17 protein-coding genes are annotated in these 18,753 nt (G+C 72.3%); 12 read left to right on the forward strand and 5 right to left on the reverse strand.

Annotation, left to right across the window (positions count from 1 at the left end; all coding sequences use genetic code 11):
- The first annotated feature begins 56 nt into the window (after positions 1-56).
- From ABD361_RS01640 to ABD361_RS01665, 6 genes are all read left to right on the forward strand, one after another.
- Entirely contained in the window at positions 57-3,104 is a 3,048-nt protein-coding gene (locus tag ABD361_RS01640) for a CHAT domain-containing protein (RefSeq protein WP_344432758.1), read from the forward strand.
- Positions 3,105-3,117: 13 nt separating this feature from the next.
- Entirely contained in the window at positions 3,118-3,507 is a 390-nt protein-coding gene (locus ABD361_RS01645; RefSeq protein ID WP_344432759.1) for a hypothetical protein, read from the forward strand.
- A 4-nt stretch (positions 3,508-3,511) separates the two neighbouring features.
- Positions 3,512-4,423 (forward strand): hypothetical protein, encoded by a 912-nt coding sequence (locus ABD361_RS01650; RefSeq protein ID WP_344432760.1) that lies wholly within the window; start codon positions 3,512-3,514, stop codon positions 4,421-4,423.
- 213 nt (positions 4,424-4,636) lie between these two features.
- Entirely contained in the window at positions 4,637-4,978 is a 342-nt protein-coding gene (locus ABD361_RS01655; RefSeq protein ID WP_344432761.1) for a hypothetical protein, read from the forward strand.
- A gap of 20 nt (positions 4,979-4,998) precedes the next feature.
- Positions 4,999-6,198, forward strand: coding sequence for a glutathionylspermidine synthase family protein (locus ABD361_RS01660; RefSeq protein WP_344432762.1), 1,200 nt, complete (start codon positions 4,999-5,001; stop codon positions 6,196-6,198).
- 49 nt (positions 6,199-6,247) lie between these two features.
- Complete coding sequence (locus tag ABD361_RS01665; protein WP_344432763.1) at positions 6,248-7,129, forward strand: LAETG motif-containing sortase-dependent surface protein; 882 nt, start codon at positions 6,248-6,250, stop codon at positions 7,127-7,129.
- 30 nt (positions 7,130-7,159) lie between these two features.
- Here ABD361_RS01665 and rocD read toward each other — a convergent pair whose 3' ends face one another.
- On the reverse strand, positions 7,160-8,386 hold the full coding sequence (gene rocD, locus ABD361_RS01670; RefSeq protein ID WP_344432765.1) for an ornithine--oxo-acid transaminase: 1,227 nt from the start codon (positions 8,384-8,386) through the stop codon (positions 7,160-7,162).
- 198 nt (positions 8,387-8,584) lie between these two features.
- On the opposite strand from rocD, the gene trpS reads away from it, so the two are divergent.
- The 3 genes from trpS to ABD361_RS01685 all read left to right on the forward strand — a co-directional run bounded on the left by trpS (position 8,585) and on the right by ABD361_RS01685 (position 11,176).
- The gene (trpS, locus tag ABD361_RS01675; protein ID WP_344432766.1) at positions 8,585-9,598 is read left to right on the forward strand and encodes a tryptophan--tRNA ligase; all 1,014 of its coding nucleotides are present in this window, start codon (positions 8,585-8,587) and stop codon (positions 9,596-9,598) included.
- A 72-nt stretch (positions 9,599-9,670) separates the two neighbouring features.
- A complete protein-coding gene (locus tag ABD361_RS01680) occupies positions 9,671-10,285 on the forward strand; it encodes a 2'-5' RNA ligase family protein (protein WP_344432767.1) in 615 nt (204 codons plus the stop codon).
- Positions 10,286-10,315: 30 nt separating this feature from the next.
- On the forward strand, positions 10,316-11,176 hold the full coding sequence (locus tag ABD361_RS01685; RefSeq protein ID WP_344432768.1) for a YihY/virulence factor BrkB family protein: 861 nt from the start codon (positions 10,316-10,318) through the stop codon (positions 11,174-11,176).
- A gap of 168 nt (positions 11,177-11,344) precedes the next feature.
- On the opposite strand, the gene ABD361_RS01690 is transcribed toward ABD361_RS01685, so the two are convergent.
- Positions 11,345-12,688 (reverse strand): D-alanyl-D-alanine carboxypeptidase family protein, encoded by a 1,344-nt coding sequence (locus tag ABD361_RS01690; protein WP_486387900.1) that lies wholly within the window; start codon positions 12,686-12,688, stop codon positions 11,345-11,347.
- Between the two features lie 109 nt (positions 12,689-12,797).
- On the opposite strand from ABD361_RS01690, the gene ABD361_RS01695 reads away from it, so the two are divergent.
- Complete coding sequence (locus ABD361_RS01695; RefSeq protein WP_344432770.1) at positions 12,798-13,097, forward strand: SCO4848 family membrane protein; 300 nt, start codon at positions 12,798-12,800, stop codon at positions 13,095-13,097.
- Positions 13,098-13,205: 108 nt separating this feature from the next.
- Positions 13,206-14,759 carry an ABC transporter substrate-binding protein gene (locus ABD361_RS01700; RefSeq protein WP_425583107.1) on the forward strand — a complete coding sequence of 518 codons (1,554 nt, stop codon included), beginning with the start codon at positions 13,206-13,208 and terminating at the stop codon, positions 14,757-14,759.
- Between the two features lie 142 nt (positions 14,760-14,901).
- Here the strand turns inward: ABD361_RS01700 and ABD361_RS01705 are convergent, their stop codons facing one another.
- Positions 14,902-15,696: an alpha/beta fold hydrolase gene (locus ABD361_RS01705; protein WP_344432772.1), complete on the reverse strand. Its 795-nt coding sequence runs from the start codon at positions 15,694-15,696 to the stop codon at positions 14,902-14,904.
- Positions 15,697-15,752: 56 nt separating this feature from the next.
- On the opposite strand from ABD361_RS01705, the gene ABD361_RS01710 reads away from it, so the two are divergent.
- Positions 15,753-16,145, forward strand: coding sequence for a MerR family transcriptional regulator (locus ABD361_RS01710; RefSeq protein ID WP_344432773.1), 393 nt, complete (start codon positions 15,753-15,755; stop codon positions 16,143-16,145).
- A gap of 86 nt (positions 16,146-16,231) precedes the next feature.
- On the opposite strand, the gene ABD361_RS01715 is transcribed toward ABD361_RS01710, so the two are convergent.
- A complete protein-coding gene (locus ABD361_RS01715; protein ID WP_344432774.1) occupies positions 16,232-16,996 on the reverse strand; it encodes a succinate dehydrogenase iron-sulfur subunit in 765 nt (254 codons plus the stop codon).
- On the reverse strand, positions 16,996-18,750 hold the full coding sequence (gene sdhA, locus ABD361_RS01720; RefSeq protein WP_344432775.1) for a succinate dehydrogenase flavoprotein subunit: 1,755 nt from the start codon (positions 18,748-18,750) through the stop codon (positions 16,996-16,998). Before sdhA ends, ABD361_RS01715 begins: the two co-directional genes overlap by 1 nt.
- Between the last annotated feature and the right edge of the window lie 3 nt (positions 18,751-18,753).

The following is an 18,753-nucleotide window of genomic DNA, read 5'->3' on the forward strand; positions in this document are numbered from 1 at the left end:
CGCTCGCTACCGTTGCCGTCGATCGCGGTGGGGGAACGGGGAACGGGGGAGCGGACGTGGAGTATGCGGAAGGGGCCCTGCCATGGTCGGCCGAGTCGAGGGAAGAAGTGCTCGCCGGCCGGACACACGCCAACGTCGCCATGGCGCTCCACGGCGTGCGCGACCGGCTGACACCGGAGGGAGCGGGCCCGGTCGGGAGCGAGGCGTTCGTACGGGTCTACATGGCTGCCTACTACTACCTCGCACGGTGCAGCCATCTGCCCGAGGAGGAATGCGAATGGGAAGTCAATGCCTGCCGGTTCCTCTTCGGCCTCGTGCACGCGGCGGATCCCCGGCTCGTGCCGGAGGGGCTGCGCGAGGTGCTCGACCGGGACCCGCAGCGCGTGGTCCCTGCCTACGAGACCGTGCACGCCGTCGGCAGCGCCCTGCTCCTGAGCAGCGAGAGGGACGGGTTCGACGAAGGCATCGCCGCGAGCATCGCCCTCATCGCCTGGGCGCGCGAGGAGGCCCGGGGCACGCCCTCCGAGCCCCACATCACCTTCAACCTGGGCTCCGCCCTGGTGACCGTGGCCCGCTGCAAGGACGCACCGCCGGGTACGCGGGAGGCGGGCGTCCGCGCCATGCGCGAGGCTCTCGCCGCCCTGCCGGCCGGTGACCCGTTCCGCAAGCGCATGCTGACCGGGCTCCGGCAGGCGCTGGCAGGTCAGCCGCCGGCCGCGCATCCCGACGGCAGCCCCGAGGCCGAGATCACCGCGTACATACGGCACGGCGGACCGGAGCGGCTGGAGAGGGCCGTCGACCTGTTACGCGCGATCATCGACGCGCCCACGACCGGGGAGCAGGAACGCTCGCGACGCCGTGCCGAACTGGGGCAGGCGCTGCGGATACGCTTCGAGCTGACGGGCGAGCTGACCGACCTCGACGCCTCGATCGCCGAGCTGGAGGCCGTACTGGCAGCGGGCACCCCCGACGCCGAGGCGCGGGCCACCACCTTCTCCCTCCTGGCCGTCGCGCACCTCGCCCGGTACGTCCAACTCCAGGAACGCCCCGACCTGGAGGCGGCCACCCGGGCCGCACGGGCCGCGTGCGACGACCCGGCGACCGCCGCTTCGCCGGCCCACCCGCAGCGGCTCACCGACCGGGCCTCCGTCCTGACCATGCGGTACCGCGTCGGCGGCGACCTCGCCGACATCGACCAGGCCATCGACGACCTCACGTTCGCGGTGCACACCACGCCGCCGTCCCAGCACGACCACCCCGTGATGCTGATCAAGCTGGCCGTCGCCCTTGAGGAACGAGCCGTGCGCACGGGGGACATCAAGAGCCTCGACGCAGCCGAAAAACTCCTGCGGCCCCTGGCCGGCACCCCCTCGGACACCGGCCCCTCGGACGCCGGCCCCTCGGACTCCGGCCCTCACCAGTTGCTGGCCCGGATGGAACTGGGAGACGTCCTGCTCGCGCGGGCCACGCTGACGGGCGACGGCACCGGTCTCGCCGACGCGATCGACCAGTACGCGGCCGCCGCGCGGGCGTCCGCCCAGGACATCCGCAGCCGGCTGATATGCGCCCGCCGGTGGGCCACGGCAGCCGTCCAGCTCGGCGCACTGGGAGCCGCCCGCACCGCCTTCGACGTGGCGCTGGCCGACCTCCTGCCCAAGCTGGCCGGGCGGACGCTCGGCCGGGAGTCGCAGGAGGCGCGCCTGCGCGAGCTGCCCCCGCTGGCCACCACGGCCGCCACCGTCTCGCTCCTGGCCGGCGAGGCGGAGGAAGCACTCGTCCGCCTGGAACAGGGCCGTGGCGTCCTGCTGGCCCAGGCGCTCCGGCTGCGCGGCCGCCAGGACGAGCTCAGGGCCGCGTCCCGCCCGCTCGCCGACCGCTTCGAGCAGGTCTGCGCCGAGCTGGTCGCCCCGCACCGAAGCCCCGAGCAGCGCCGGCAGGCGGCGGGCGACTTCGACGCGCTGGTCGAGAAGATCCGCACCCTGCGCGGCCTGCAGGACTTCCAACGGCCGCCCAGCTGGCAAAAATTGAGGGAAGCGGCAGCACACGGGCCGGTCGCCGCGATCAACGTGTCCCCGCTGGGCTGCTTCGCCCTCCTGCTGACCCCCTCCACCGACGGGGGCGCACTCGACCACCTGCCCTTGAAGGTCACGGCGGACGACGTCGCCGCCCACGCCGAGACCTTCCACACCGCCGTCGCCGCGCTCACCGACCCGGCCACCCCCGGCCTCGAGCGCTACCGGCACGACGTCGCCATGAAGAGCACCCTGAGCTGGCTCGGCACCCACATCGCCGGCCCCGTCCTCGACCACCTCGGCCTCGGCCACCCCGGCCTCGACCGGCTCGGCCCTGGTGGGCCGCTGCCGCGGCTGTGGTGGTGCCCGACCGGCGTCCTGTCCCTGCTGCCGCTGCACGCTGCGGTGCTCCAGGACGGTGCGCACGTCCACGACCGGGTCGTCTCCTCGTACGTACCGACCCTCGGCTCCCTGCTCCACGCCCGCTCCCGGCCGGCACCGCAGCCCGGACGCGCCTCGCTCGCCGCGGTCGCCGTCGACGCCGGACCGTACCCGCGGCTGCACTCCCTGGACGAGGAGCTGGCCGTCACGAGCGCCATGCGGGCCCCGCGCGACGCATTGCGCGACACCGACGCCACGCCCGAGGCCGTACTCGCCGCCCTGCGCACCCACACCCACGCCCACCTCGCCTGCCACGGCGTACGGGACCCGGACGTCCCCTCCCGCAGCCGGCTCCTGCTGCACGGCGGCGAGCTGACCCTGCGCGAACTGGCCGCCGAACGGCTCCCGGACGCCGAGTTCGCGTACCTGTCGGCCTGCCACAGCGCGGCCACCGGCCAGGAACTGGCCGACGAAGTCCTCTCCGTGGCCTCCGCCTTCCAGCTGTGCGGCTACCGCCACGTGATCGGCAGCCTGTGGACCGTGACCGACGCCATGGGCCCGCTGCTGGCCGGCGAGGTCTACCGCAACCTCGCCGCACCGGACGCGCCCGGCCCGGCCCACGCCCTGCACCGGGCGGTCGCGACCCTGCGCGCCCACGACGACTACAACGACCCGCTGTTCTGGGCCTCGGTCGTCCACAGCGGACCGTGAAGGGCAGGGAGACATGGGAGACACAGGGGACATGGACGAGGACCGCGCGCTGCGCCCCGCCTTCTGCGCGGCAATGGCCTGGCTGGACGACGTCATGGCCGCCGAGGGCCGCGGCGACGCCCTGCGCGCCGCCGTGCAGGCCGTCCAGGCCGGGACGACGACCGTGCAGCAGGCGATCGCCGGCCTGGGCATCCCGCCACACGTCCTGACCGGTGCCACGGGGGCGACCCGCGGCGAGGGCGAGGGCGGAGCCCCCGGGTTCGTACCGCACTCCGCCGGCGAGGTGTACGTCTGCCCCGACGGCTGGTGCGGCCTGAAGGACGTCCGGCAACCGGGCGGCGCGCTGCCCGCCGGCGGCCGCTGCTGGCTGCGGGACCGGCCGCTGCGCGTCCTGGAGGCGTGAGCCGGTGGCCCCCGTCCTCGACGGCCTCGGCGAGAAGCTGGCCGAGAAGTGGGTGTCCGCGTCGGCGGCCCCCGGGCTGCTCCTCGTCGCGGCGAGCACGGCCGCCGCCGTGCTCGGCCACGGCCACGCCCTCGACGGCGGCCTCCTGCGCGAACGCGCCGGCCACTGGGCCGCGACGGCGGGACACTGGCCGGTCGCTGGCCAGGTAGCGGCGGTGGCGGTGGTCGTCCTCGCGTCGGTGGCGGCAGGGGCGTTCGTCCACACGTGCGCCGAGGAAACGGCCGTACGCCTGTGGACGGGGGACTGGCCGCGCGCGGCCCACGCACTCGAACGGCGGCTGACCGCGCGCAGGGCCGGGCGCTGGACACCCCTCCAGCAGCAGATCGACGCCATCCGCCGCGCCGCACCGGCCCACCACCGCCAGGACCCGGACCGCCGGCGGATCGACGAACTCGCCGCCCGCCGCGACCTGATCTCCCTCGCACAGCCGATCAGGCCCACGCACACCGGCGACCGGTTCGCCGCCACGGAGAGCCGCCTGCGCGGCCAGTACGGCATCGACCTCGCCGCCTGCTGGCCCCCCTTGTGGCTGGTGCTGCCGCAGGAGACCAGGACGGAGCTGCGCGCCTCGCGCAGCCGCTTCGACGCCGCCGTCGCCGGCTCGGTATGGGCCGGCTGCTACGCCGTCCTCGGCTGCCTCTGGTGGCCGGCCGCCGCCGGGGCCGCCGCCACCGGGCTGGTGGCCTGGCGGCGCGGCCGGCGGGCGGCCGCCGTGCACGCCGCCCTGGTCGAGGCCGCCGTCGACGTCCACCTGCGGAAACTGGCCGAGGACGTGGGCATCGCCGTCCCCCCGGGCACCCCGTGGGAGCCCCGCCTGGGCACCGCCCTCAACCGGCTCTTCCGCAAGGGCGCGTAGCGCCCCGTAGGGGCGCGGGGCAGTGTCGATCTGCGGCTGCCGCCGCGTGGGCGCGATCGGCGCCGGGCGCAGCACGGCAGCACTTCGCCTGCGGGCGCGTTGTGGCTTGTCGCGCAGTTCCCCGCGCCCCTACGGGGCGGACCGCCGTGCGGGTCGGGCGTGCGGCGTGGTTAGTGTGTGGACGCACTTTCGAACACGACGGGGGCGTCGCACATGGCACAAAAACAGCGAAAGCTGCGTTCCGGCACAGTGATACTCGGCGGCATGGGCATCCTTGCCACCGCCCTGACCTCCTGCGGCTCCGAACCGGACAAGCGCTGCGTGGACCGCAACAGCTACGAGGCCGGCAAGGGATACCGCGTCCTGGACTCCAAGGCCTGCAAGAGCAGCGGCTCGTCCGGCTCCGGCTCCGGCACCTGGTACTACGGCAGCTCCAACAGTTCCAACAGCTCCGGCCGCGCCGACAAGGGCACCTTCGACAAGAGCAAGGCCGTCTCCCGCGGCGGCTTCGGCTGCTCCTCGTCCAAGAGCCACTCCGGCTCCAGCGGCGGCTGAACCACCGGACACGTACGACCATGCAACGCCACCGCACCACCCCCCGCCCCGACTGGCAGCGCACCGTCGAGGAACAGGGCCTCATCTACCCCCTCACCCGCCACCCCGACGGCACCCTGCGCCCGTACTGGGACGAGAGCGCCTACTACTCCTTCACCCTCCCCGAGATCGAGGACCTCGAAGAGGTCGTCGCCGAACTCCACGCGATGTGCCTGGCCGCGGCCGCCCACATCGTCGAACACGAGCGCTACGCCGATCTCGGCATCCACGACGCACGCCTGGCCGCACTCATCGCCGAGTCCTGGCGGCGGCGCGAGGAACTGCCCTCTCTCTACGGCCGCTTCGACCTCCACTACGACGGCCGCGGTGGCCCGGCGAAGATGCTCGAGTACAACGCCGACACGCCCACCTCCCTCGTGGAGGCCGCCGGACCGCAGTGGTTCTGGATGGAGGAACGCTTCGCCGGAGTGCCGCACGCCGACCAGTGGAACTCCCTGCACGAACGCCTCGTCGCCGCCTGGCAACGCCAGGCCGCCCTGCTGCCGCCCGGCGCCCCCGTGCACTTCGCCCACTCCATCGGCGACGAGATCGGCGAAGACCTCATGACCACGGCCTACCTGCGCGAAACGGCCGAACAGGCCGGCCTCGCCACGGAAGCCATCTCCATGGAGGACATCGGCTGGGACGGCCTCTCCGGCCGCTTCGTCGACAAACGCCTCCGCTTCCTGCGGGCCTGCTTCAAGCTCTACCCCTGGGAATGGCTCGTCGACGACGACTTCGGCCCGCAGGCACTGGACACGCTCGACAACGGCGGCGGCACGGGGTCCACGCTGTGGATCGAGCCGCTGTGGAAGATGCTGCTGTCCAACAAGGCCCTGCTCGCCGTCCTGTGGGAGCTCTACCCGGACCACCCCAACCTCCTGCCCGCCCACCTCGACGGGCCCCGCGACCTGGCGCACACGACCGGGTACGCGGCCAAACCCCTCCTGGGCCGCGAGGGCGCCGGCATCACCCTCCACCCCCCGGGCACCCCACCCCCACCCCCACCGGCGGAACCCTGCTGCTACCAGCAACTGGCCCCGCTGCCGCAGTTCGACGGCAACCACGTCGTCCTCGGCGCCTGGATCGTCGACGGCGAACCGGCGGGCCTCGGCATCCGCGAGTCGTCGGGCCCCATCACGGACGGGTACGCCCGCTTCATCCCCCACGTCATCCTTTGATCGCACGGATATACGATGCGGACGTCTTGTCCGGCATTCATATCTGGAGATGTCGCTTTTGAACATCCGTCGCGCTCTCGTCTCGGCCGCCATCGCCGCCGCGGTGACCGCACCTGTCGCGCTGCTGCCCGCCACCTCCGCGTTCGCCGCGCAGTCGCAGGCGCAGGCCAAGCCCACCGTCGCGCAGCTGGAGAAGGCGGTGGCCGAGGCGCAGAAGGCGTACGACGACGCCTACGCGGCCGAGCGCGCGTCCTACCAGCGTTTCCGCACCGACGACTTCCCCGGCAAGCCCAAGATCGAGGCCGCCGAGGCCGCCGCCAAGACGGCCGCGAGCGCAAAGGCTGCCGCGGACAAGGCGCTCGCCGACGCGAAGGCGGCGCTCGCGGCGCTGCCGGCGACCGCCGGCGAGGCGGAGAAGTCCGCGGCCCAGAAGGCCGTCACCACCGCGGAAACCGCTGCCACGACGGCCGCTGCCGCGAAGGCCGACGCCGACGCGAAGCTGGAGGTGGCAGGCAAGGCCTGGTCCGACGAGCTGGTCGAGGCCACGCGCAACCACGGCAGGCTGCAGAACACCCTCCGCAAGGCCAAGACCGACCTCGACGCCGCCAAGAAGGCCCTGGCCGACGCCAAGGCCGGTGACAAGAAGGACGGTTCCGGCAGCGACAAGGGCGCGCCCAGCCCCGTGCCGAGTGCTCAGCCCACCAAGGGCGCCGCCGGCTCCGAGCCCACGGGCGCGGTGCCGTCCACCTCCCGGCCCGCCACCGCCAAGGCCGCCCCAAAGACCGGCTCCGGCTCCGCCTCCGGCAGCCTCGCCGAGACCGGCGCCTCCTCGTCCACCGGGCAGATCGCCCTCGCGGCCGGTGCCGCCGTGGTGGTCGGCGCCGGCGCGGTCTTCGCCGTCCGCCGCCGCAAGGCCGCCTCGCAGGCCTGACGAACCGCCCCCGTGGCGAGCGCCCGCGCCCTACGCCGCGCTCGCCGCCGGGGTCGTCAGGACCGCCCTCAGTTGGTCGAGGCCCCAGCCCAGGTCCTCCTTCGTGATGACCAGCGGGGGCGCGATGCGGATCGTCGTGCCGTGGGTGTCCTTGACCAGGACGCCGCGTTCCATCAGGCGTTCCGAGATCTCGCGGCCCGTGCCGTGTTCCGGGGCGATGTCGACGCCCGCCCACAGGCCGCGGCCGCGGACGGCGGTGACGGCGCCGGTGCCGGTGAGGAGGGTGAGCTGGTGGTGGAGGTGGTCGCCGAGGTCGGCCGCGCGGGCCTGGTACTCGCCGGTGCGCAGGAGGGCGATGACCTCCAGGGCCACCGCGCAGGCCAGGGGGTTGCCGCCGAAGGTGGAGCCGTGTTCGCCGGGGCGGTGGACGCCGAGGACGGCGCGGGAGGAGACCACCGCGGAGACCGGGACGACGCCGCCGCCGAGGGCCTTGCCCAGGACGTACATGTCGGGAACGACGCCCTCGTGCTCGCACGCGAACGTGCGGCCCGTGCGGCCCAGGCCCGACTGGATCTCGTCGGCGATGAAGAGGACGTTGCGCTCGGTCGTGAGCCGGCGGACGCCGGCCAGGTAGCCCGGCGGGGGGACGAGGACGCCGGCCTCGCCCTGGATCGGCTCCAGCAGCACGGCGACCGTGTGCTCGTCGACCGCCGCCTCCAGGGCGGCCAGGTCGCCGTAGGGGACGATCTCGAAGCCGGGCGTGTACGGACCGTAGTCGGCGCGGGCCTCGGGGTCGGTGGAGAAGCTGATGATCGTGGTGGTGCGGCCGTGGAAGTTGTTCTCGGCGACGACGATCTTCGCCCGTCCGTCCGGGACGCCCTTGACGCGGTAGCCCCACTTGCGGGCGGTCTTCACGGCGGTCTCGATGGCCTCCGCGCCGGTGTTCATCGGCAGGATCATCTCCATGCCGCACAGCTCGGCCAGCTCCGCGCTGAAACGGGCGAAGAGGTCGTGGTGGAAGGCCCGCGAGGTGAGCGTGACCCGGTCCAGCTGTCGTTTGGCCGCGTCGACGAGCCGCCGGTTGCCGTGGCCGAAGTTCAGCGCGGAGTAGCCGGCGAGCATGTCGAGGTAGCGGCGCCCCTCGATGTCGGTCATCCACGCGCCCTCGGCGGTGGCGACCACGACCGGCAGGGGGTGGTAGTTGTGGGCGCTGTGTTCCTCGGCGGCGGCGATGTTGCGTTCCGTGGCGGTCGTCAACGTGTGCTCCGTTCCTGTCCGGGGACGGCGGGCGGCGGGCGGCGCGGCGGCGGTCGGCAGTGCCGGTGTGGGTGCCCGTGCCGGTGTCGGCCATCGTGGCCGGGCGCCGACGCCTTTGTACACCCCTGAACCACCACCGCGGGGGCGCATTGCGACCGCTGACCCTGCGCGGCCCGCGCACCTGAGAGAATGTTGTGCATGGCCCTTGATCGTCCGCGCGCTCTCTCCGGTATCCAGCCCACCGCAGGCTCGTTCCACCTCGGGAACTACCTGGGTGCGGTCCGTCAGTACGTGGCTCTGCAGGAGTCGCACGACGCCTTCTACATGGTCGTCGACCTGCACGCCATCACCGTGCCGCAGGACCCGAAGGAGCTGCGGGCGAACACCCGCGTCGCCGCCGCCCAGCTGCTGGCCGCCGGCCTGGACCCGGAGCGCTGCACGCTCTTCGTCCAGAGCCACGTGCCCGAGCACGCGCAGCTGGCCTGGGTGATGAACTGCCTCACCGGCTTCGGCGAGGCCTCCCGCATGACGCAGTTCAAGGACAAGTCCGCCAAGCAGGGTGCCGACCGGACCACCGTCGGCCTGTTCACGTACCCGATCCTGCAGGTGGCCGACATCCTGCTGTACCAGGCGAACGCGGTGCCGGTCGGCGAGGACCAGCGCCAGCACATCGAGCTGACCCGCGACATCGCCGAGCGCTTCAACGGGCGCTTCGGGCAGACCTTCACCCTGCCGTCGGCGCACATCGTGCGCGAGACCGCGAAGATCTACGACCTGCAGGACCCGACGGCCAAGATGAGCAAGTCGTCGGCCACCCCCAAGGGCCTGATCAACCTGCTCGACGACCCCAAGGTCTCGGCCAAGAAGATCAAGAGCGCGGTCACCGACACCGACACGGTGATCCGCTTCGACGCGGAGAACAAGCCGGGCGTCAGCAACCTGCTGACGATCTACGCCACGCTGACCGGCACCACCGTCGCCGAGCTGGAGCAGCGGTACGAGGGCAAGGGCTACGGCGCGCTGAAGACCGACCTCGCCGACGTCGTGGTGGAGTGGGTCACCCCCTTCCGGGCCCGTACGCAGGAGTACCTGGACGACCCGGAGACGCTGGACGCGGTGCTGGCCAAGGGCGCGGAGAAGGCCCGGGCCGTCGCCGCCGAGACGCTGGCGCAGACCTACGACAGGATGGGCTTCCTGCCGGCGAAGCACTGATTCTGGCAGCGGGGGCGGCGCAGCCGCCACACTTGCCACGGGGACGTACAGGCGCACAGGAGGGAGAACGCAGTGGGGACCGTAACGCTCGGCGTTTCGATCGCGGTCCCGGAGCCGTACGGCAGCTTCCTCCAGAAGCGCCGCGAGAGCTTCGGCGACCCGCACGCCCACGGCATCCCCACGCACGTCACCCTGCTGCCGCCGACCGAGGTGGACGCCTCGTCGCTGCCCGCGATCGAGGCGCACCTCGCCGGGGTCGCGGCCGCGGGCCGGCCCTTTCGGATGCGGCTGAGCGGGACGGGCACCTTCCGCCCGCTCTCGCCCGTGGTCTTCGTCAACGTCGTCGAGGGCGCCACGGAGTGCGCCCGGCTGCAGAAGCAGCTGCGGGACGCCTCCGGTCCGGTGCCGCGGGAGCTGCAGTTCCCGTACCACCCGCACGTCACGGTGGCGCACGGCATCGCCGAGGAGGCCATGGACCGGGCCTTCGAGGAGCTCGCGCACTACGAGGCGGAGTGGACCATCGAGGGCTTCGCGCTGTACGAGCAGGGCGAGGACGGCATCTGGCGCCTGGAGCGCGACTTCCCCTTCGGCCCGTTCGGCACGGGCGCGCCGGGCACCGCGGCGGTGCCCGCCGCCGTGCCCCGGCAGGGCAGTACGTCCTCGCCGCTGCCGCGTCCCTTTCCGTAATCGCTGGGTCCGCGGGGTAGATGTCGTGTCATGGACTGGCTCACCCGCTTGCCCCTGGTCGGACCCGCCGTCGCGCGGGCCATGCGCACGCACGCCTGGCGCGCGTACGAAACACTCGACCGGGTGAAGTGGACGCGGCTCGCCGCGGCCATCACCTTCACGAGTTTCGTCGCCCTCTTCCCGCTGCTGACGCTCGGTGCCGCGGTCGCGGCCGCGCTGCTCAGCGAGGAACGCACCCACGATCTGGAGAACCGCCTGGCCCAGCAGGTGCCGGGCATCTCCGACAGCCTGAACATCGGCGGTTTCGTCGACAACGCCGGCACCGTCGGCCTGGTCGCGGGCGCCCTGCTGCTGTTCACCGGCATCAGCTGGGTCGGCTCGCTGCGCGAGTGCCTGCGCGTGGTGTGGGGACTGAAGGAGGACCCGGGCAATCCGTTCCTGCTCAGGCTCAAGGACGCCGGTGTGCTGCTGGGCCTGGGCGCGGTGGTGCTGGTGTCGGCCGGCTGCTCGGCGTTCGCCTCGGCCGCCGTCGACTGGGTGGCCGGGCACGCGGGCCTCAAGGGCGCGGGGATGGTGCTGACCGCCGCCGGGTTCTGCATCGCTGTCCTCGCGGACTTCCTGCTGATGCTCTACGTGCTCTCCCGGCTGCCGGGCGTCCTGCCGCCGCGCCGCCGCCTGGTGGAGGGCGCCCTGATCGGCGCGGTCGGCTTCGAGGTGCTCAAGCTGGTGCTGAGCGGCTATCTGCAGGGGGTGGCCGGCAAGAGCATGTACGGCGCCTTCGGCACCCCGGTCGCGCTGCTGCTGTGGATCAACTTCACGGCGAAGCTGACGCTCTTCTGTGCCGCGTGGACGGCGACGGATGCGCCCACGCGGCACGACGACGCCCCGTAGGGGCGCGGGGAACTGCGCGACCGGCCACCGACGGCCCGCAGCCGACGCGCCACCTCGGGTCCCGGGCGAGGCACGGCACTCCGTCTGCGGGCGCGTCGTGGCTTGTCGCGCCCACGCGGCGGAGCCGCAGATGGACACTGCCCCGCGCCCCCTACGGGGCGCTACGTGCTACTCCTTGGGCGGGCCCGCGTGGGACGGGCCCTTGCGGGCCCGGTGCGGCAGGGGGTGACGGCGGTTGACGACGTATCCGGCCACCGCGAGCACGGCCAGCGCGCCGCCGGTCAGGCCGACGGCCGTCCAGATGCCGTCGCTGCCGCCACCGGTGACCGCGGCCTGGGCGCCGCTGGGGCTCGACGCGCCCGAGCGCCCGGACTTGTCGGTGTCGAACGACCCCGACTTCGGCGGGACGAGCACACCGACCGGCTTGACGTGGCCGGCCGCCTCGAAGCCCCAGTCGAGCAGCATGCGGGTCTCCTCGTAGACCCGGTTGCGCTCCTTGATGTCCGGGTTCATGACGGTGACCAGCAGCTTCTTGCCGTCGTGCTGGGCGACGCCGGTGAAGGTGTTGCCCGCGTTGGTGGTGGAGCCGTTCTTCACGCCCGCCATGCCCTTGTACAGCGGGACGCCGTCCTGGCCGGTGAGCAGGCGGTTGGTGTTGACGATCTCCTTCGTCCGGCCGGGGTGCTCGTCGTCCGGGAACTGCGCACGGGCCGTCGAGCAGTACTCCCTGAAGTCCGCCTTCTGCAGCCCCGAACGGGCGAAGAGCGTGAGGTCGTACGCGCTGGAGACCTGGTCGTCGGCGTCGTAGCCGTCGGGCGTGATGACGTGCGTGTCGCGCGCCTGGAGGTCGTCGGCGTGCGCCTGCATGTCCCGGACGGTCTTGGCGACACCGCCGTTCATCGAGGACAGCACGTGCACCGCGTCGTTCCCCGAGCGCAGGAAGACGCCCATCCACATGTCGTGGACGGAGTAGGTCTGGCCCTCCTTCATGCCCACCTGGCTGCTGCCCTCGCCCATGCCCTCGAAGTCGGCCGCGCGCACCTGGTACTTGCGGGACTTCGGGAACTTCGGCAGCACGGTGTCGGCGAAGAGCATCTTCAGCGTGGAGGCCGGCGGCAGCTGCCAGTGGGCGTTGTGCGCGGCCAGGATCTCGCCGGACTCGGCGTCGGCCACCAGCCAGGACGCCCCGGACAGGTCACGGGGCAGCGCGGGCGCGCCCGGGCCCAGTTGCACCTGGGTGCCGGGCCGGCCCAGCAGATCGCCGCCGACCGTGGACATTCTGGCGGGCGGTTGCTTCGGCGGTGGCTTGGCCTTGCCGTCGGTGCGCCCTTCCACGGAGGGCGAGGCGCCCGGAGCCGCGGAGGACGCGGCCGGGCTCGGCACGGGGGCCGCGAGGGCGGGGGCGGCGGTCGCCAGGGGAAGCAGCAGGGAGGCGCCGGCCGCCAGCAGGGCCGCGGAGCGGCGTCGCGGCGTCGCGGAGTACCGCGGGGGGTGAGTTGTCGTCGTCGGCACGCACGTGAACGTACCTCCACGCCCGGCGAACCGGGACGGCGCCTCACGGCGGGGGCCCGCCGAGGACCCGATAGGACCAGTGCCGAAGCCGGAACGCATACTGAAACCCATGGTGAATTCTTCCGGGGATGCCGCCCCGCGAACCCCCGCGCCCGCCCCGGGCCCCGCTGTCCTGACCCGTCCCGTCTCCTGGTTCCTGCTCGCCTTCGGCGTCTGGAGCTGGGTCATCTGGGCCACTTTCATCAAGAATCTCTACAAGGACGGCAGCGGGCTGGCCTTCGACCGATCGGGTGACCCCACCACGTACTTCTGGGTGCACCTGGCTCTGGCGATCACCTCGTTTCTTCTGGGGACGGCTGTCGGCCTCATCGGGTTGCGCGGTGTGCGTGCCTTGCGGCGAACGTCATAGCTCGTACCGCTGCTTTCGGCCGATCACTTGACCGATTCCCCGGACGTACGCCCGTTCGCCTGTCTACGGTGATGCGCATCACTGGGCGGCAGGGGGAGGCGCAGGGCGATGCGGGGTGTCCGGATGCGATCGGCCGGGGTGTGGCTGGCACTGCTGGCGGCGGGCGCCGGCGGCTGCGGACTGCTCCCGGGGGACGACGAGGACGACCGTCCCCTGCGCGTCGGCACCACCGACACCGTCAGCGCCCTCGACCCGGCCGGCGCCTACGACGCGGGCTCCTGGGCGCTGTACGGCAACGTCTTCCAGTCGCTGCTCACCTTCACGCCCGGCTCCAACGCCCCCGTGCCCGACGCCGCCCGCAGCTGCGGCTTCCAGGGCGAGGACTTACGCACGTACGCGTGCACCCTGCGCCCGGACCTGAAGTTCGCCAACGGCGACCCGCTGACGGTCAAGGACGTGAAGTTCTCCTTCGACCGCATCGTCCGCATCAATTCGCCGCAGGGGCCCGGCCCGCTCATCGACACCCTGCGGTCCGTGGAGACCAGCGGGGACCGGGTCGTCTTCCGGCTGAAGGTGCCGGACGCCACCTTCCCCTTCAAGATCGCCACGGGGGCGGCCGCCATCGTCGACAGCAGCCGCTACCCCGCCGACCGGCTGCGCACCGGCACCGGCGTCGACGGCTCCGGCCCGTACGCGCTCACCTCCTACCGGCCCGGCGAGAGCGCCGACCTCGAACCCAACGCGCACTACCGCGGCGCGGTGAAGGAAACCGGCCACCCCGTGACCGTCCGCTACTTCCGCGATCCCGCGGGGCTGAGCCGGGCGTGGCACGACAAGGACCTCGACGTCGTCACCCGGCAGATGCCGCCCGGTGAGCTCGCCGGCCTCACCCCCTCGGACAGCGGCATCCGCATGAGCGCCAACGCCGCGGCCAACACCCGCTTCCTCGTCTTCAACCTCCGCCCCGGCGCACCGGCCGGACCGGTGGCCGTACGGCGGGCGGTGGCCGCCGCCGTCGACCGCCAGGCGCTCGCCCGCGACGTCCACCAGCGCACGGTCGAACCCCTGTACTCCCTCATCCCCCAGGGCCTGACCGGCCACGCCACCTCCTTCTTCGACACCTACCCCGCCCCCGACGCCGAACGGGCGCGCGGCATCCTGCAGGAGGCGGGCATCACCACGCCCGTGCGCTTCACCCTCGCCTACTCCCAGGGCGTGGCCACCGACCAGGAGGCCGCCCTCCTCAAACGCCAGCTGGAGGCCACCGGCCTGTTCCGGGTGGAGACCCGCAAGGCGGAGTGGAAGGAGTTCCAGGAGGGCTACGCGCGCGGCGCCTACGACGCGTACTGCGTCAGCTGGGTGGCCGACTTCCCCGACCCCGACACCTTCACCACGCCCCTGGTCGGCACCGACAACGCCCTCCACTCCGGCTACTCCGACCCCCGCGTCGACCGGCTCATCCGCCGCACCCAGCAGAACGACCAGCGCAGCCGCCTGGCGACCGACTTCCGCGCCATCCAGAAGATCGTGGCCGAGGACGTGCCCCTGGTGCCGCTGTGGCAGAAGAAGGACTACGTCCTGAGCACGTCCTCGGTCTCCGGCACGCAGTACGTCTCCGACGGCACGGGCATCTGGCGCCTGTGGCGCCTGGCCCGCATCTGAGCCCCCCGAAGGGGGGCGCGGGGAACTGCGCGACAAGCCACGACGCGCCCGCAGACGGGGTGGTGCGTCGACTGCGGGCCGTCGGTGGCCGATCGCGCAGTTCCCCGCGCCCCTGGGGGGCGCCCCTGACGGGGCGCGCCCCCTACAGCCCGTGGCGCGCCAGGAAGTCCGTGATCAGCTTCTGCCACTCCTGCGGGCGCTCGGCCGCCGGGACGTGACCGGTGGGCAGCTCGGCGTACTCCGCGCCCGGGATGCGGGAGGCCAGGAAGCGGGAGTTGGCGGGGGAGACCAGGGTGTCGTGCGTGGGCGCCACGACCAGTGTCGGGACCGAGACGCCCGGCAGGTCGGCGGTGGTGTCGGTCGCCAGGACCACCGCCGCCTGCTCGGCGGCACCCGCCGGGACGCCCTCGGCGAGGGTGTCGTAGAACGCCTCCAGCTCCTCCTCCGGCACCGCGTCGAAGAAGTCCGCGCCGAGGCCGGTCAGCGCCGTGAACCGGGCGAAGGAGCGCACGTCGCCCACGGCCAGCAGCCGCTGCCACAGGTCCAGGGAGGCGCGCACCCGGTTGTCGGGGCGGGCCAGACCGGCCGTCAGGACCAGACCCTTCACCCGCTCGGGGTGGCGGGCGGCGATGCGTACGGACACCAGGGTGCCCATCGAGTAGCCCAGCAGCGTGAAGGTCTCCAGGCCCGCCTCGTCGGCCGCGGCCAGCAGCGCGTCGGCGAGGCCGTCGGCGGTCAGCGGGACGGACGCGCGCGGGGTCGCGCCGGAGCCGGGGTAGTCGGGGGCCACCACCGTGTGGTGCTCGGCCAGGGCCGGAATCAGCGGCGCGTAGTTGCCCTCGATGCTGCCGCCCGCGCCGTGCGCGAGGAGGATGCCGGGGCCGGAGCCGTGGACGGTCGTGTGCAGACGCGGGTAGCCCGCGGGAATGTTCGTCATGCCTCGTAGGCTCCCCTTTGACATCAGTGTGAAGGTCAAGTCGTCAGGGGGATCCCATGCGGATAGGGGAACTGTCGCGCCGGACCGGGGTCAGCACGCGCCTGCTGCGCTACTACGAGGAGCAGGGGCTCCTGCAGCCCGAGCGCGACACCAACGGCTACCGCCGCTACCACGCGGACGCCGCCGAGCGCGTCGCGCGCATCCGCGAACTGCTCGCCGCCGGGCTGACCACCGACGTCATCCGCGCCCTGATGCCCTGCGCGCAGAGCGGCGGCCTGGTGGGCTGTGCACACTCCGACCGGCTGCTGGGCGACCAGCTGGCCCGCGTCGAGGACCAGATGGACGAACTGCGCCGCAAGCGGGAGGCGTTGCTGGAGGTGACCGGGGCGATGGAGACGCGCCGCCTGGAGGACGAGGCCCTGGCCGCGGCGGCCCTGAAGTCGGCCTGAGCGCGCGGCGGGACCGAACGCGCAAGGGCCCGCCGTCACCCGAAGGGGTGGCGGCGGGCCCTCAGCGGAAGGTCCTCACCGGAGGGTCAGAAGCGGCGTGTGATCAGCGCCCGCTTCACCTCCTGGATCGCCTTGGTGACCTCGATGCCACGCGGGCAGGCGTCCGTGCAGTTGAAGGTCGTGCGGCAACGCCACACGCCGTCCTTGTCGTTGAGGATCTCCAGGCGCTGCTCGCCGGCCTCGTCGCGCGAGTCGAAGATGAAGCGGTGCGCGTTGACGATCGCCGCCGGGCCGAAGTACTGGCCGTCGTTCCAGAACACCGGGCACGAGGAGGTGCACGCGGCGCACAGGATGCACTTGGTGGTGTCGTCGAAGCGCTCGCGGTCCTCGGCGGACTGCAGGCGCTCGCGCGTCGGCTCGTTGCCCTTGGTGATCAGGAAGGGCATGACATCGCGGTAGGCCTGGAAGAAGGGCTCCATGTCGACCACGAGGTCCTTCAGGACCGTCAGGCCCTTGATGGGCTCGACCGTGATCGGCTTGGCCGGGTTGATGTCCTTGATCAGCGTCTTGCACGCCAGGCGGTTCTTGCCGTTGATCCGCATGGCGTCGGAGCCGCAGATGCCGTGCGCGCAGGAGCGGCGGAAGGTGAGCGAGCCGTCCTGGTCCCACTTGATCTTGTGGAGACCGTCGAGCACGCGCTCCTTCGGGTCGATCTCCACCTGGAAGTCCTGCCAGGTGGCCTCCGCGGAGACCTCCGGGTTGAACCGGCGGATCCGGAAGGTGACCGTGATGTAGGGGGTGGCCCCGGCCGTCGCGTCGGCCTCGGCCTTGTCGAGAGTCGCGGTGCTCATCAGTACTTACGCTCCATCGGCTGGTAGCGGGTCTGCACGACCGGCTTGTAGTCGAGGCGGATCGACTCCTTGCCGCTCGCGTCCACCTCGCGGTACGCCATGGTGTGGCGCATGAAGTTGACGTCGTCGCGGTTGGGGTAGTCCTCGCGGTAGTGACCGCCGCGGGACTCCTTGCGCGCGAGCGCGGACACGGCCATGACCTCGGCCAGGTCGAGCAGGTTGCCCAGCTCGATGGCCTCCAGCAGGTCGGTGTTGAAGCGCTTGCCCTTGTCCTGGATGGCGACGTTCTTGTAGCGCTCGCGCAGCTCGGCGATCTTCTCGACGGCCATCTTGATCGTCTGCTCGGTGCGGAAGACCATGACGTTGGCGTCCATGGTCTCCTGCAGCTCCTTGCGCAGCTCGGCGACCCGCTCGGTGCCCGTGGAGTTGCGCAGACGCTCGACCTGCTCGACGACGAGGGAGGCCGGGTCCTCCGGCAGCTCGACGAAGTCGGCCTTCTGGCTGTACTCCGCGGCGGCGATGCCGGCGCGGCGGCCGAAGACGTTGATGTCGAGCAGCGAGTTGGTGCCCAGGCGGTTGGCGCCGTGCACGGACACGCAGGCGACCTCGCCGGCGGCGTACAGGCCGGGGACGACGGTGTCGTTGTCGGCCAGCACCTCGCCCTCGACGTTGGTCGGGATGCCGCCCATGGCGTAGTGCGCGGTGGGCTGGATCGGGATCGGGTCCGTGTAGGGCTCGATGCCGAGGTAGGTGCGCGCGAACTCGGTGATGTCCGGCAGCTTGGCGTCCAGCTGCTCCGGCGGCAGGTGGGTGAGGTCCAGGTAGACGTGGTCGCCCTCGGGACCGCAGCCGCGGCCCTCGCGGATCTCGGTGTAGATCGAGCGGGAGACGACGTCACGGGACGCGAGGTCCTTCATGACCGGCGCGTACTTCTCCATGAAGCGCTCGCCGTCCTTGTTGCGGAGGATGCCGCCCTCACCACGGGCGCCCTCCGTCAGCAGGATGCCCATGCGCCAGATGCCCGTCGGGTGGAACTGGAAGAACTCCATGTCCTCCAGCGGCAGGCCGCGGCGCCACACGGCGGCCTGGCCGTCACCCGTGAGGGTGTGCGCGTTGGAGGTCACCTTGAAGAACTTGCCGCAGCCGCCGGAGGCGTAGATCACGGCCTTCGCCTGGAAGACGTGGATCTCGCCGGTGGCCAGCTCGTACGCGACGACACCGGCCGACTTCTTGACGCCGTCGACCTCGGTGATCAGCTGGTCCAGGACGTAGAACTCGTTGAAGAACTCCACGCCCTCCTTGACGCAGTTCTGGTACAGCGTCTGGAGGATCATGTGGCCGGTGCGGTCGGCCGCGTAGCAGGAGCGGCGGACCGGGGCCTCGCCGTGGTTGCGGCTGTGACCGCCGAAGCGGCGCTGGTCGATGGTGCCGTCCGGGGTGCGGTTGAACGGCAGGCCCATCTTCTCGAGGTCGAGGACCGCGTCGATGGCCTCCTTCGCCAGGATCTCGGCGGCGTCCTGGTCGACCAGGTAGTCACCGCCCTTGACCGTGTCGAAGGTGTGCCACTCCCAGTTGTCCTCCTCGACGTTCGCGAGGGCGGCGGCCATGCCGCCCTGGGCGGCGCCGGTGTGGGAGCGGGTCGGGTAGAGCTTGGTGAGCACCGCCGTGCGGCTGCGCTTGGTCGACTCGATGGCCGCGCGCATGCCGGCGCCACCGGCGCCGACGATGACGGTGTCGTACTTGTGGATCTTCATGGT

This window comes from Streptomyces luteosporeus (genome assembly GCF_039532865.1).
In the GTDB taxonomy this organism is placed as follows: domain Bacteria; phylum Actinomycetota; class Actinomycetes; order Streptomycetales; family Streptomycetaceae; genus Streptomyces; species Streptomyces luteosporeus.

Bases quoted from the DNA above. Each gene is read 5' to 3' on its own strand.
- ABD361_RS01645 (WP_344432759.1), top strand. From the start codon at position 3,118: ATGGGAGACACAGGGGACATGGACGAGGACCGCGCGCTGCGCCCCGCC.
- ABD361_RS01655 (WP_344432761.1), top strand. From the start codon at position 4,637: ATGGCACAAAAACAGCGAAAGCTGCGTTCCGGCACAGTGATACTCGGC.
- ABD361_RS01660 (WP_344432762.1), top strand. From the start codon at position 4,999: ATGCAACGCCACCGCACCACCCCCCGCCCCGACTGGCAGCGCACCGTC.
- ABD361_RS01665 (WP_344432763.1), top strand. From the start codon at position 6,248: ATGTCGCTTTTGAACATCCGTCGCGCTCTCGTCTCGGCCGCCATCGCC.
- trpS (WP_344432766.1), top strand. From the start codon at position 8,585: ATGGCCCTTGATCGTCCGCGCGCTCTCTCCGGTATCCAGCCCACCGCA.
- ABD361_RS01685 (WP_344432768.1), top strand. From the start codon at position 10,316: ATGGACTGGCTCACCCGCTTGCCCCTGGTCGGACCCGCCGTCGCGCGG.
- ABD361_RS01695 (WP_344432770.1), top strand. From the start codon at position 12,798: ATGGTGAATTCTTCCGGGGATGCCGCCCCGCGAACCCCCGCGCCCGCC.
- ABD361_RS01700 (WP_425583107.1), top strand. From the start codon at position 13,206: ATGCGGGGTGTCCGGATGCGATCGGCCGGGGTGTGGCTGGCACTGCTG.
- ABD361_RS01705 (WP_344432772.1), bottom strand. From the start codon at position 15,696: ATGACGAACATTCCCGCGGGCTACCCGCGTCTGCACACGACCGTCCAC.
- ABD361_RS01710 (WP_344432773.1), top strand. From the start codon at position 15,753: ATGCGGATAGGGGAACTGTCGCGCCGGACCGGGGTCAGCACGCGCCTG.
- ABD361_RS01715 (WP_344432774.1), bottom strand. From the start codon at position 16,996: ATGAGCACCGCGACTCTCGACAAGGCCGAGGCCGACGCGACGGCCGGG.
- sdhA (WP_344432775.1), bottom strand. From the start codon at position 18,750: ATGAAGATCCACAAGTACGACACCGTCATCGTCGGCGCCGGTGGCGCC.